This is a genomic window from Paenibacillus lacisediminis (genome assembly GCF_046567315.2).
Window position 1 is genome coordinate 278,907 of sequence record NZ_JBKIAX020000010.1, and the last position, 13,128, is coordinate 292,034.

Below are 13,128 nucleotides of genomic sequence, written 5' to 3' on the forward strand. Positions count from 1 at the left end.
AAGTATTTGAACAAGCGAGGGGGCTTTCTTACATGCTTCAACCATTACGCCATTCGCTCAAGGATCAAACCCCGTTGTACGTGTTTGTTGCGGTGCTGTTTGTGATGGGCGTCGTGTTCGGAGCGCTGATGGTCAATGCGCTGACGCTGGAGCAGCAGCAGGATTTATCGCGATATTTCGGCGACTTTTTTCTATCGATCAACGAAGGCGGAACGGAGTTTCAGCCGATGTCTTACTGGGAAGTCGCCGTTTTACATTTGAAATGGCTGGGTTTGATTTGGCTTCTCGGACTGTCCGTGATCGGTCTTCCGGGGATCTTGATTCTCGACTTTCTGAAAGGCGTGCTGATCGGCTTTACGGTAGGCTGTCTGGTTGGGCAATACACCTGGAAAGGGCTGCTGTTCGCCCTCGTCTCGATTGCGCCGCATAATTTGGTCGTGATTCCTGCCTTGCTGATTGCGAGCGTGGCCGCCGTAAGTTTTTCGCTGAACATCATCCGTTCGCGGGTGCTGCTAGGCGGCAGCGGCAACGCTTCGCGCCCGTTTCTGTCCTACACCGGCCTGACGCTGGCAATGGCCGCCGTGCTGCTTGCGGTATCTTCGTTCGAAACGTGGGTCACTCCGGCGATGATGGCCTGGGTTACGCCGATGATCGGGCCAAATGGATTGTGATCCATCACGAAAAAATCACATTTACTGCAAATCGTCTGCATTCAGGATGTTGCCGAAGTGAATTTTCACTTTTTCGGAAGCATCCTTTTTCATTTTTTTCGTAATGTGTCCAATCCGGGTTCAGCGTGTATTGCATACTATATTCCAATAAAACGTGCTCTGTCACACGAAAAGCGAGGATGATATTCGTTGAAAATATTGCTGGCCTCCTTCTTTGAACTTCCCAAGACCGGCGGGCTCTGGACCTATATGTGCCAGTTAAAAAGGGGCTTGGAGCAATTGGGGCATACCGTAGACATTTTTAGCCGAAGCTCAGGACCGGACCGCTATAAAATAATGAACGGCGAATCGGCCGTTCACCGCGAAAACTTCCAAAAAGTCATAGAACCGCATGTTTTGAGAGCTTTGTCAGCCTCCAGTCCACAGACCCCATTGTGGATTATGAATCAGGAAATAGAAAGATATAAGTATGAAGCTGCCGCATGTTCCTTCAATTTGAAGCAATACGACATCATCCACACCCAGGACATTATCTCAACGTATAGTTTTTCACGGATCAAACCAAGTACATGCCCGCTTATCGCAACCATTCACGCTTCGCTATCCTTTGAGTGGCGGCATGCTCTCAGTCATCTCTTTAGAAGTAATCCCTTGTTTCATCAATACGGCCTCATGTTGGAGCATCTTGGCGCATCAAGCAGTGATAAGACGATCGTACCTTCGCGCTGGCTAAAAGAGTATTTGATGGATAACTTTCATGTTCCGTCCGACAAGTTGGTCGTGATACCCAATGGGATCGATGTTCCTTATTTTAGAGAGCTCATGATGAGACAAACGAACATTAAACGACCGAACAATAAAATTGTTTTCGCCAGTGTCGCGCGGCTTGCTTATGAGAAAGGGATATCTTGTTTGCTTGATGCCCTAGGTAAATTAAACGCGACTAGAGATGACTGGAATCTTTGGTTAATTGGAGAAGGTCCATTACAACAAGAATTGAAGGAGCAGTGCGAGACTCTGAAAATCAGCAATCAGGTAAAATTTCTTGGCAGTCGAGACGATGTCCCGGCCTTATTAAAACAAGCGGATATGTTCCTTTTATCCAGTATCCAGGAGACATTTGGCTATTCAATTCTGGAAGCGCAGCTGGCCGGCGTCCCTGTTATTGTTCCGAAAACCGGCGGGATCAGCGAAGTTGTTCATCATAAGAAAACAGGTTTGTTTTTTCCAACTGGAGATTCTGAAGCGTTGCTGGCGAACATAAAATTATTGCTTGCCGATAATAAACTGAAAACAAACATTATTGAACAGGCTAAACTAACGGTATCAACAAAATTCTCTACAACCACAACTACTAAAAAGGTACTTGACATCTATCGCTTGCAACAATTATTAAACGCAGGGGCTAGGTGAATGGGATGAAGATATTGCTATGTTCTTTTTGGGCCCTTCCTCATGTAGGTGGAATAAGCACTTATGTTCAAAATTTAAAATCGGGTTTGGAGAGTCTGGGGCATGAAGTTGATATTTTTGCTCAACATCCGTCTTTTGATAGCTATTATATCTTGGATAAACCCGAATTCCGATTTCCAAAGCACCCGATCTGGCAACCGATCTACACATATATTCGAACTTACTACAACCAACTAGGGTCACGGATGGAGCCTTGGGTTCTGGAAACGGAAGCGGAAAGATACAGTTTTGAATTTGCCTGCTCCTTATTGAAATTGGATGCATATGATCTTATTCATGTTCAGGATTTGATTTCCGCTACGGCATTAACCCGGATCAAGCCCTACAGTGTTCCTTTGCTCTCTACTGTCCACGGGTGGTTTCCGAATGAATACAATCTGGATCATCCCGAAAGCGGTGAAGGATCTTTGACGTGGAGATACAATCAATATTTGGAATATACCGGGGTTTCCAACTGTGACCTAGCCATTTTTCCCAGCAAATGGTTGTATAATATATTTGCCGGAGATATGGACATTCCGGCAGCCAGACTTATTCAAGTCCCATATGGCATCAAAACCGAAAACTACTTAACAAAACGGAATCACACCCTTGAACTGAAGCCCCCAGGGCATAAGGTATTAAGCTGTATCGCCAGACTTGTTCCCCTCAAAGGCCACCGGTATGTCCTTGAGGCGCTTTCCATGTTAAAAAAGGAGCGAACGGACTGGGTGTGCTACATCATAGGAGAGGGGAATCAAAGAGAACAGCTCGAAGTATTAAGTAAACAACTTGGGCTTGATAAACACGTCCAATTTGTAGGGAAAACAGATGATGTTCCATCCTGGCTTCAGCAATCCGATATTGTCTTGTTACCCAGCATTCAGGATAATCAGCCGTTCGTTATTATTGAGGCACAGCTATCGGGAAAACCGATCATCGTAACTGACGCGGGGGGTATGCCCGAAATGGTGGAACATGGAAAAACCGGATTAATCGCTCAGAAGGCTTCGGCCGAATCGATTTATTCCCATATCAAGACACTGATGGAAAACGAAGAAATGTGCTTGAAATTGGGGAACGCAGCCCGGTTACGGGCTCAGGAGAGATGGACGATCGATAAGATGATCAACAGGGTTATCGCATTATATAAGCAAGCAATATTACAAAAAAGCGAGGAGAATTCCATGAAAAATACTGTCCGGCAAGTGAAGGCCGCTTCGATCAAATCAGTGTATCCTTATGCTGACAAGAACTTATTGGACAATAAAGATCTCGAAAATTGGAAACAAGCTCTGGATAATTTCCCCAGCAATTATACGGTTCCCGATCCGAATGTCGTAAAACTAATTCAAAAGAGTGTTTAAGGGTTAAGTGATGCCTCCTCCATGTGAGCGAATTTTGTACTTTTTCGACTCTCGCAAAATGTTTGACTTTGTTGAATAACTCCCCCTATAATGAGAGAAGTGGTTTATGAGTTTACTTGGATGTGCGGGAATGGCTGGGGGAGGGAGAACATGGAAGCAAAGATCGAAAAAATCAAACAACAGCTGCAATCCCACGGTTACAAATTGACGCCCCAGCGGGAAGCCACGGTACGCGTGTTGCTCGAAAACGAAGACGATCATTTAAGCGCGGAAGATGTGTTTATGCTCGTTAAGGATAAAGCGCCGGAAATCGGTCTGGCGACCGTTTATCGCACATTGGAACTGCTCAGCGAGCTTCATGTTGTCGAAAAGATCAATTTCGGCGACGGGGTGGCCCGGTACGACTTGCGTACGGACACGACAAAACATCACCACCATCACCTGATTTGCGTACAGTGCGGGGCGATGGACGAAATCCGCGAGGACTGGCTTGGCCCGTTAGAGGAACGGCTGGAGAAAGAGTTTAATTTTACGGTGCTGGATCACCGCCTCGATTTTCAGGGGATCTGCCACCGGTGTAAAGATAAGAACAACGACCCATCGGGGACTGGCGATACGAAATAATGTTCAAGGTGAGCTCCATACGGCTGCGTGCCGTAGGGGGCTTTTTAGTTGTCTATTTGATTTTTCCGGAGCTGCCGCATACTCGTCCCATCCTCTTTATATACTGATTAGAGAAGGCGCTTATACCCTTGCCGGCAAGGGGGCCGAAGTTTAGGAAAGAGGGATGTCCGATGGTGATTTCGCTTCGCCGCTGGCTGCGGTCCGTCAAATATTTGCTCCTGTTTGCGGTACTCACGTATACTTTGTATAGAACGTTTGGGCTGTTGGAGGCATATATGTTTCAGGAGGATAAATACCGGATCCCGGATGGATCTGCCGTGAAGGTGTTTCATGCCGGTATTCCCGGCAGCGGGGAGACATCGTCTTTGGCTGACCGGCTTAAGCTGTTTTATTGGTACGGAGAATAATGGACTTTTTTGTCTAACTTCTTGGGACTATCGGCAGGGAATCGCACCGTGAACGTGGAATATACCATCTGACCAGAGAAAGGGGGGCGCGGAGCGTGGAACAATATGCGGCCTCTTTTATTGCATTTTTGGCCGAGCGGAAGGAATTAAGCGGTTCGACGCTGGAGGCCTACGCGCGGGATGTAAAGCAGTACATAGATTATTTGCGGCAGCGGCGGGTGGAGCATTTCCGGGAAGTGACGCGGGCCGGGATCCAGCTTTATTTCTCGGCGATGAAAGAGGAAGGCAAGGCTCCCGCCACGTTGATGCGCGTGTCCGTGACGCTGCGCGCTTTGTTTCAGTATCTGTTGCGGGAGCGGGTCATCGATCAGGACCCGTTTGTGCTGGTCGAGTTGCCCAAACTCGACAAAAAACCGCCGCAAACGTTGTCGGTGGAGGAAACGGAGAAGCTGCTGGAGACCCCGGACCCGGCCGCTCCGCTGGGCCTGCGCGATAAAGCGATGCTGGAGCTGCTGTACGCCACGGGAATCCGCGTGTCGGAGCTAATCTCGCTGGACGTTCAGCATGTGGATACAGCGATGCGGTTTTGCCGCTGCCGCGGCGACAGCGGGAAGGAGCGCATCATTCCGTTCGGCAGCGTGACGGCGGAATGGCTGGAACGTTATTTGCGGGAAGGCCGGCCTCATTTGGCGCTGGCGCAAACCGAGGCGGAGCAGGCGTTGTTTCCGAATCGGCGCGGCGGGCGGATCAGCCGCCAGGGCTTCTGGAAGGTGATTAAGAAATACGGCCAAGAGGCCGGAATTAACGCGGACATTACGCCCCATACGCTGCGACATTCCTTCGCCGTTCATCTGCTGGAACGCGGAGCGGATGTAAGATCGGTGCAGGAAATGCTGGGCCATGCCGATATGGCCACGATCCAGATGTACTTAAATCAGGCGAGACCGAACCTTAAATCGGTGTATGACGCCGCCCACCCGCGAGCCGGGCAGAAGCCGGAGCAGGGAAAAGGGACGGCGGCCCCGTCGTATTAACCGGCGGTATGGTTTTGGCCAGCTAAGGAATAACTAAGCAACAAACATTAATGAGGTAGTTCAAAAAGGAGAGATCCAATATGCAAGACGGAAATCGGTTCAGAAAAATATCGGTGATCGTGCTGGACAGCGTTGGGATCGGCGAGCTGCCTGACGCGGCGAAGTTCGGCGACGAGGGCGCGCACACGCTTGGTCATATTTTGCAAACGGTCGAAGGCACCAAGCTGCCGCGTCTGCAAAAATTAGGCCTCGGCAATATCGCGGAGCTGCCGCATTTGGCTCCAGCCGCAGACCCTGCCGCTTATTACGGGAAAATGGCGGAGATTTCCGCAGGCAAGGACACGATGACCGGCCACTGGGAGCTGATGGGACTTAAAACCGAAACGCCGTTTCAAACGTATCCGAACGGATTTCCCCAGGATTTAATCGCCCGTTTCGAGCAGGAGACCGGCCGCAAGGTGATCGGCAACAAACCGGCTTCGGGGACGGAAATTTTGGTGGAGCTCGGGGAAGAGCACATGAAAACGGGGGCGTGGATCGTGTATACGTCGGCGGACAGCGTGTTTCAAATCGCCGCCCACGAGGAGATCATCCCGCTGCCCGAGCTTTATCGCGCGTGCGAAATCGCGCGCAAGCTGACGCTTGAGCCGGAGCATTCGGCCGGCCGGGTCATCGCCCGTCCGTTCGTCGGCTCGCCGGGCAACTTCCAGCGCACGCCGAACCGCCACGACTACGCGGTGAAGCCGCCGGAGCCGACCGTGTTGAACGCGCTCAAAAACGCCGGCAAAGAAGTGGTGGCTGTCGGGAAGATCGGCGACATTTTCTCCGGCGAAGGCATTACGGCGTCGTTCCCGACGAAGAGCAACCGGCACGGGATCGAGGAAACCCTGCAGCACCTGGATGAAGATTTTTCCGGCTTGCTGTTTACGAATCTGGTCGATTTCGATTCCCTGTACGGCCATCGCCGCGATCCGCAAGGGTATGCCCGCGCTCTGGAGGAATTCGATGCGGCTGTTCCGGATCTGCTCGCGAAGGTCGGCGAAAACGATTTGCTGGTCATTACCGCGGACCATGGGAACGATCCGGTTCATGCCGGGACGGATCATACGCGCGAATATGTGCCTCTGCTCATTTACGGGCCGTCCTTAAAGAGCCCGGGCAGCCTTGGCGTGAGGGGGACGTATGCCGATCTGGCGGCCACGATCGCGGACAATTTTGGCGTTCACGCCCCTAAGCACGGCATCAGCTTTTTAAGCCAATTGAAATAAGAAACGGGAGGACCGCTTTTATGACGACAACTTTAACGATAGGCATGATCCGGGATGCGGCGGAGTACATCCGCTCCCGCTCGGCGCATTCGCCGAAGGTGGGCCTTATTTTGGGTTCGGGCCTGGGCGTGCTCGCCGATCACATCGAGCAGCCGGTCACGATCGCTTATAAGGATATTCCTTATTTTCCGCAATCCACGGTGGAGGGGCATGCCGGCGAACTGCTGATCGGCACCGTTCAGGGAACGCCGGTCGTGTTGATGAAAGGCCGGTTCCACATGTATGAGGGATACGGCCCGGAGCTGACAGCTTTCCCCGTGCGCGTCATGAAGGAACTCGGGGTATCGACGCTGCTGGTGACCAATGCGGCCGGAGGCGTGAACACCTCCTATTCGCCGGGCGATTTAATGCTGATTTCCGACCACATCAATCTGACCGGCAAAAATCCGCTTATCGGACCAAACGATGAGGAACTGGGACCGCGTTTCCCGGATATGTCCCAAGCGTACAGCCGGCGTTTGCGGGAAGCAGCCCGCCAGGCTGCCGCCGACAAAGGCGTACCGCTTCAGGAGGGGGTTTATGCCGGACTGCTGGGTCCGTCTTACGAAACCCCGGCGGAAATCCGCATGCTCCGTACGCTGGGAGCCGACGCAGTAGGAATGTCAACCGTTTCCGAAGTGATCGTGGCCAGACACGCCGGGCTTGAGGTGCTGGGCATTTCCTGCATCAGCAACATGGCTTCGGGAATTTTGGATCAGCCGCTGTCTCATGAGGAAGTTATGGAAACGACCGAGCTCGTGCGCGAGAAATTTTTAAGCCTTGTTTTGGCCATTATTCCTAAAATGTAATCCCATTAGAAGAACGGAGGTAGAGATCGATGAGAGCTGTAGATCTGATCCGCAAAAAAAGAGACGGGCAGGAGCTGACGGCCGAGGAGATCGGATTTTTGGTCCGAGGGTACAGCGAAGGACAGATTCCCGATTATCAAATGTCCGCCTGGGCGATGGCCGTTTATTATCAAGGCATGAGCGCGCGGGAGACGGCGGATTTGACGATGGCGATGGCTTCCTCCGGCGAAACGATCGATTTAAGCTCGATTCGCGGCGTCAAGGTGGACAAGCATTCCACGGGCGGCGTCGGCGACAAAACGACGATCGTGCTTGGTCCCTTGGTGGCGGCGGCCGGTGTGCCGGTTGCCAAAATGTCCGGCCGGGGCTTAGGGCATACCGGCGGAACGATCGACAAGCTGGAAGCGATCTCCGGATTCTCCGTTGAGCTGGGCAAGGACCGGTTTTTTCGGCAAGTGAACGAGATCGGCCTCGCCGTCGTCGGCCAAAGCGGCAATATGACGCCGGCGGACAAGAAGCTGTATGCGCTGCGCGACGTCACGGCGACGGTGGACTCGATTCCGCTGATCGCCAGCAGCGTCATGAGTAAAAAAATCGCCGCCGGCGCCGATGCGATCGTGCTGGACGTGAAAACGGGCAGCGGCGCGTTTATGAAGACGCTGGAGGATTCGATCCGCCTGGCCAAAGCGATGGTCGATATCGGCACGCAGGTCGGACGCCGCACGGTGGCGGTGATCAGCGATATGGACCAGCCGTTGGGCTTTGCGATCGGCAATGCGCTGGAGATCAAGGAGGCCGTCGCCACGCTACGCGGCGAAGGGCCGGCGGATCTGGAGGAGGTCTGCCTGATTTTGGCCTCCCATATGCTGATCCTGGGCGGCAAGGCAGCTGACGAGGAAGAAGCTTATGCGCTGCTGAAGGCCAAACTGCAAAGCGGAGAGGCGCTGGACAAGCTGAAAGGCATGGTCTCCGCCCAAGGCGGCGAAACGTCCCAGATCGATCGCCTTGACCTGCTGCCAAGCGCCGAGCTGCAAATTGAGGTGCGCTCCGAAAGCAGCGGCTACGTCGATTCGATCCAGGCCGAGGAGATCGGGCTGGCGGCGATGATGCTCGGTGCCGGACGGGAAACGAAAGATTCCGTCATCGATTTGGGCGCCGGCGTCGAATTGCGCAAAAAAATCGGCGACCCGGTCGAAATCGGCGACACGCTGGCCGTGCTGCACGTAAACCGCGCCCGCGAGAGCGGACGGGCCGAGGCGGAACGCCGGGTGCTGGGGGCTTACGGCATCTCGGGGACGAAGGTTCCGAGGAGGCCGCTGGTGTTTGCACTTGTCACACCGGACGGCGTCAAAAGGTTCTGAGAGGTAGTTCAAAAAGTCGTCAGACGGCATTTTCCGGAAATCGCGGGGTTCGCGATTTGCGGGGAGTGCCGTTTTTTTGCGTTCAGGAATAAAATCCCACTTTGCAGCCGATACTAGGTTAGCAGAATCCAGAGTTTTTAAAGGGGGACTAATCTTGAACAGACGGCTGTTAATTTGGTTAGCCACGTTCATTTTGGCCGTTTCGGTCTGGCCGAATTACGCATCTGCCAACCACGGCGGCCCGCATGAAGAAGACGATGCGATCGCCCTGGCGGAAAATTCCCGCTCCGCCGTGCTTATCGATGCGGATACCGGCACGGTAATTTATGAAAGGCAGAGCCATGAGCAGCTGCCTCCGGCCAGCATTACGAAAATCATGACGATGCTGCTGACGATGGAGGCGGTCGACAAAGGGACGCTGAAGCTGAGCGACAAGGTGACGGCCAGCGAATATGCTTCATCGATGGGAGGCTCGCAAATCTTCCTGGAGCCGGGCGAAGTAATGACGGTGGATGAACTGCTGAAAGGTGTGGCGATGGCTTCGGGGAACGACGCATCCGTAGCGCTTGCGGAAAAAATCGGCGGCTCGGAGAAAGCGTTCGTGAAGATGATGAATGAGCGGGCCAAGCAGCTCGGCATGAAGGACACGCATTTTGCCAACTGCAACGGTCTGCCGGTGGAAAATCACTACAGCTCGGCGCACGACATTGCCATCATGAGCCGGGAACTGTTGAAGTATGAGGGGATCACGAAGTATACCGGGGCTTATCAGGATTACTTGCGCCAGGGCACGGAAAAGCCGTTTTGGCTCGTGAACACGAATAAGCTCGTGCGGTTCTACAGCGGCGCCGACGGTCTGAAAACCGGGTACACATCGGAAGCGAAGTTTTGCTTGGCAGCTACCGCCAAACGCGACGGACTGCGCCTGATCGCCGTCGTCCTCGGTGAACCGAATACGAAAACGCGGAACAGCGAAGTATCGGCGATGTTCGATTATGCTTTTTCCCAATATACCCTGCATCCGATATATCAAGCCGGAGAGACGATCGGCAAGGTAAAGGTGCAGAAAGGAATGAGCGCGCAGCTCGACCTGACCGCCGCCAAGGCGTTTAATGTGCTGGTGAAAAAAGGCGCGCCGGCGGAAAGTATCACGCACAAGCTGATCGTTCCGGAAAAACTCGCGGCACCGGTTAAAGCGGGGCAATCGATCGGCAAGCTCGTCGTTTATCAGGACGGAAAGGTGCTTACCGAATTTGAATTGACCGCTCCGGCCGATATCGGTAAGGCGGGCTGGTGGACGTTGTTCAAACGGACGGCCGCACACTTGTTTTTTGTAGATTAATAGGGCTTTTCTTCTAGTTTTGTCACCCGGCAGGAATCGGCCGGCGGATCGTAGAATTGTTGTGTTCATGTCAGGGAGGAGAGTGAACAAAACGTGAATTTGCATGTGGAAATGGAAACACGCCGCGACACGCTGATTGTGCGCTTAAGCGGGGAATTGGACCATCATACGTCGGACGACGTCCGGATGCGGATGGATGAGGAGATCGGCCGGGGGAACTGCCGCAATCTCGTTTTAAGCCTTAAAGAGCTGCTGTTTATGGACAGCTCGGGGATTGGCGTCATTCTCGGAAGATATAAGCTGATCAAGCAAAAGGGCGGCAAAATGGTCGTGTGCGACGTGAATCCGCCGGTTTACCGGTTATTGGAGATGTCGGGCTTGTTTAAAATCATGCCGATCTTTGAAAACGAGGGATTGGCGCTTTCGGAATTGGAGGTGGCCCTGTGAGCACGAATCAAGGCAGCAATTTTATGTCGCTCAAGTTTGCCGCCAGATCCGAAAACGAATCGTTTGCCCGGGTGACGGTGGCCGCTTTCGTATCGCAGCTCGACCCGACGATGGACGAGATCACCGATTTGAAGACCGTCGTGTCCGAAGCGGTGACGAACTCGATCATCCATGGCTACGACGGAAATCCGCAAGGGGTCGTAACGATTTCCGCCGAGATTGAAGGCGATACCGTCACGCTGATCATCGAGGACCAGGGCCGCGGAATCGAGGACGTGGAGCTGGCCAAGCAGCCGCTGTATACGTCCAAACCCGAGCTGGAGCGCTCCGGCATGGGATTTACGATTATGGAAAATTTCATGGACGAATTCGACGTCGTGAGCGAAGTGGGCGGGGGCACCCACATCCGGATGAAGAAAAGGATTGTATCCAAGAAAGCTTTATACAATTAGGGGTTGGATCTATGGATGCCGAAGTGAAGCAAGCCTCGAGAGAGTTTTTGGACGACGCGGAAGTAAAGCGGTTAATCGCCCTGAGCCAGGCAGGGGACAACGCTGCCAGGGACCGGCTGGTAAGCTGCAATATCCGGCTCGTTTGGTCGGTTGTGCAGCGGTTTATGAATCGGGGGTACGAACCCGAAGATCTGTTTCAAATCGGCTGCATTGGACTGCTGAAGTCGGTGGACAAGTTTGACCTCAGCTATGATGTGAAGTTTTCAACCTACGCCGTCCCGATGATCATCGGGGAAATTCAGCGGTTTTTGCGCGACGACGGGACGCTGAAGGTCAGCCGGTCGCTGAAGGAAATGGCCAACAAAGTGCGTAAGAAAAAGGATGAATTGTCGAAGCTGATGGGCCGCCTCCCCACCGTTAAGGAAGTGGCCGAGGAGCTTGGGGTGACGCCGGAAGACGTCGTGTTTGCCCAAGAGGCCAATAAGCCGCCGGCTTCCATCCATGAGACGGTATTCGAAAACGACGGGGATCCGATCACACTGATGGATCAGATCGCTGACGAATCCCAGGAACGCTGGTTCGACAAGCTCGCCCTGCATGAGGCAATCGACGGTTTGACCGACCGGGAACGGCTGATCGTGTATTTGCGGTATTACCGGGACCAAACCCAGTCCGAAGTCGCTACGCGGCTGGGCATATCCCAGGTGCAGGTTTCCCGGCTGGAGAAAAAAATACTGCAGAGCATCCGCGATCAAATCGCGCAATAACCGGTTGAGTTAGATGGAAATCCCCTTCAAGCAGGCAGTGCATATGACGCGCCTAGACTTGGAGGGGATGCTTTTTTATATCCGCTGCAAAAGCTCGCGTATTCTATACGGGCGAAGCGACATCCTATATAATAGAAGCATGTTCGACTAAAAATTGATGGCAAGGAGATTTTAAACGATGAGTGTACATATTGCTGCCAAACCGGGCGACATTGCGGAAACGATTCTTTTGCCGGGCGATCCGCTGCGGGCGAAATTTATTGCCGAAACGTATTTGGAAGGCGTAACGTGTTACAACGAAGTGCGCGGGATGCTCGGATTTACCGGGACCTATCAAGGCAAAAAAATATCCGTCCAAGGAACCGGAATGGGGATTCCCTCCTTTTCGATTTACGCCAATGAATTGATTAAGGAATACGGCGTCAAAAATTTGATCCGCGTCGGCACTTGCGGCGGGATGCAGGAGCATGTGCATGTGCGAGACGTTATTTTGGCCCAGGCTTCCTGCACGGATTCCAGCATGAACCGCCATGTGTTCGGGGGCTTTGATTTTTCGCCGATCGCCAGCTTCCCGCTGCTCAAAACCGCTTACGAGCTTGGCATCCAAAAAGGGCTGAAGCTGCATGTCGGCAATATCTTCAGTTCGGACATGTTCTACCGCGACGATACGACCGTCACGAAGCTGCTGATGAAGTACGGCGTGCTTGGGGTGGAAATGGAAACGACCGCGCTGTATACGCTGGCCGCCAAATACGGCGTAAACGCGCTGACGATACTGACGGTGAGCGATCACCTGCTGACCGGCGAGGAGACAACCTCCGAGGAACGGCAGACGACGTTCAAACAGATGATGGAAGTAGCGCTGGAAACCGCGGTGACGTTGTAAGATCAAGCCGCATTTCAGCAGGCAAAAGGGAGCGCACTGCTTGCGTTTTATGGAGGCCGCGGAAATAGCGGTAAAAAAGGCACTAGCCATGCAAACAACCTGACATGAAAAGTTGAAATTATGGTCCAATTACTATTTTGGTAATTAATGAAATATATTTACAGGTTTGTTTCGGTCTTAGATTCAAAAAGGAGAATGTCCG

The 13,128-nt window shown here is 52.9% G+C and carries 14 protein-coding genes; all 14 read left to right on the top strand.

The features are described from left to right. The first annotated feature begins 32 nt into the window (after positions 1–32). The 14 genes from spoIIM to deoD all read left to right on the top strand — a co-directional run bounded on the left by spoIIM (position 33) and on the right by deoD (position 12,926). On the top strand, positions 33–671 hold the full coding sequence (gene spoIIM / locus ACLD72_RS20465) for a stage II sporulation protein M (protein WP_251586568.1): 639 nt from the start codon (positions 33–35) through the stop codon (positions 669–671). A gap of 189 nt (positions 672–860) precedes the next feature. Then, positions 861–2,084, top strand: coding sequence for a glycosyltransferase family 4 protein (locus ACLD72_RS20470; protein WP_410997815.1), 1,224 nt, complete (start codon positions 861–863; stop codon positions 2,082–2,084). A gap of 5 nt (positions 2,085–2,089) precedes the next feature. After that, the gene (locus ACLD72_RS20475) at positions 2,090–3,490 is read left to right on the top strand and encodes a glycosyltransferase family 4 protein (RefSeq protein ID WP_410997867.1); all 1,401 of its coding nucleotides are present in this window, start codon (positions 2,090–2,092) and stop codon (positions 3,488–3,490) included. A gap of 150 nt (positions 3,491–3,640) precedes the next feature. Beyond that, complete coding sequence (fur, locus tag ACLD72_RS20480; RefSeq protein WP_036621828.1) at positions 3,641–4,114, top strand: ferric iron uptake transcriptional regulator; 474 nt, start codon at positions 3,641–3,643, stop codon at positions 4,112–4,114. Between the two features lie 170 nt (positions 4,115–4,284). Continuing rightward, positions 4,285–4,521, top strand: a complete 237-nt coding sequence (locus ACLD72_RS20485) for a DUF4227 family protein (RefSeq protein ID WP_155619851.1) — start codon at positions 4,285–4,287, stop codon at positions 4,519–4,521. Between the two features lie 95 nt (positions 4,522–4,616). Beyond that, positions 4,617–5,555, top strand: coding sequence for a site-specific tyrosine recombinase XerD (gene xerD, locus ACLD72_RS20490; protein ID WP_410997818.1), 939 nt, complete (start codon positions 4,617–4,619; stop codon positions 5,553–5,555). 80 nt (positions 5,556–5,635) lie between these two features. Next, complete coding sequence (locus tag ACLD72_RS20495; protein ID WP_410997820.1) at positions 5,636–6,823, top strand: phosphopentomutase; 1,188 nt, start codon at positions 5,636–5,638, stop codon at positions 6,821–6,823. Between the two features lie 20 nt (positions 6,824–6,843). Then, on the top strand, positions 6,844–7,671 hold the full coding sequence (locus ACLD72_RS20500) for a purine-nucleoside phosphorylase (protein ID WP_251586558.1): 828 nt from the start codon (positions 6,844–6,846) through the stop codon (positions 7,669–7,671). 29 nt (positions 7,672–7,700) lie between these two features. Next, on the top strand, positions 7,701–9,032 hold the full coding sequence (locus ACLD72_RS20505) for a pyrimidine-nucleoside phosphorylase (protein ID WP_410997822.1): 1,332 nt from the start codon (positions 7,701–7,703) through the stop codon (positions 9,030–9,032). Positions 9,033–9,186: 154 nt separating this feature from the next. Continuing rightward, entirely contained in the window at positions 9,187–10,374 is a 1,188-nt protein-coding gene (locus ACLD72_RS20510) for a D-alanyl-D-alanine carboxypeptidase family protein (RefSeq protein WP_410997824.1), read from the top strand. A 93-nt stretch (positions 10,375–10,467) separates the two neighbouring features. Next, entirely contained in the window at positions 10,468–10,821 is a 354-nt protein-coding gene (spoIIAA, locus tag ACLD72_RS20515) for an anti-sigma F factor antagonist (RefSeq protein ID WP_410997826.1), read from the top strand. A gap of 23 nt (positions 10,822–10,844) precedes the next feature. Next, positions 10,845–11,273 carry an anti-sigma F factor gene (gene spoIIAB, locus ACLD72_RS20520; RefSeq protein WP_251587222.1) on the top strand — a complete coding sequence of 143 codons (429 nt, stop codon included), beginning with the start codon at positions 10,845–10,847 and terminating at the stop codon, positions 11,271–11,273. An 11-nt stretch (positions 11,274–11,284) separates the two neighbouring features. Then, a complete protein-coding gene (sigF, locus tag ACLD72_RS20525) occupies positions 11,285–12,040 on the top strand; it encodes an RNA polymerase sporulation sigma factor SigF (RefSeq protein ID WP_410997828.1) in 756 nt (251 codons plus the stop codon). Between the two features lie 178 nt (positions 12,041–12,218). Beyond that, a complete protein-coding gene (gene deoD / locus ACLD72_RS20530) occupies positions 12,219–12,926 on the top strand; it encodes a purine-nucleoside phosphorylase (RefSeq protein WP_410997830.1) in 708 nt (235 codons plus the stop codon). The last annotated feature ends 202 nt before the right edge of the window (positions 12,927–13,128 follow it).

What these genes read in the sequence shown, in the direction of transcription:
- ACLD72_RS20485 (WP_155619851.1), top strand. Translation starts at nt 4,285, where the DNA reads ATGGTGATTTCGCTTCGCCGCTGGCTGCGGTCCGTCAAATATTTGCTC.
- deoD (WP_410997830.1), top strand. Translation starts at nt 12,219, where the DNA reads ATGAGTGTACATATTGCTGCCAAACCGGGCGACATTGCGGAAACGATT.
- fur (WP_036621828.1), top strand. Translation starts at nt 3,641, where the DNA reads ATGGAAGCAAAGATCGAAAAAATCAAACAACAGCTGCAATCCCACGGT.
- ACLD72_RS20500 (WP_251586558.1), top strand. Translation starts at nt 6,844, where the DNA reads ATGACGACAACTTTAACGATAGGCATGATCCGGGATGCGGCGGAGTAC.
- ACLD72_RS20505 (WP_410997822.1), top strand. Translation starts at nt 7,701, where the DNA reads ATGAGAGCTGTAGATCTGATCCGCAAAAAAAGAGACGGGCAGGAGCTG.
- spoIIM (WP_251586568.1), top strand. Translation starts at nt 33, where the DNA reads ATGCTTCAACCATTACGCCATTCGCTCAAGGATCAAACCCCGTTGTAC.
- sigF (WP_410997828.1), top strand. Translation starts at nt 11,285, where the DNA reads ATGGATGCCGAAGTGAAGCAAGCCTCGAGAGAGTTTTTGGACGACGCG.
- ACLD72_RS20475 (WP_410997867.1), top strand. Translation starts at nt 2,090, where the DNA reads ATGAAGATATTGCTATGTTCTTTTTGGGCCCTTCCTCATGTAGGTGGA.
- spoIIAB (WP_251587222.1), top strand. Translation starts at nt 10,845, where the DNA reads ATGTCGCTCAAGTTTGCCGCCAGATCCGAAAACGAATCGTTTGCCCGG.
- ACLD72_RS20495 (WP_410997820.1), top strand. Translation starts at nt 5,636, where the DNA reads ATGCAAGACGGAAATCGGTTCAGAAAAATATCGGTGATCGTGCTGGAC.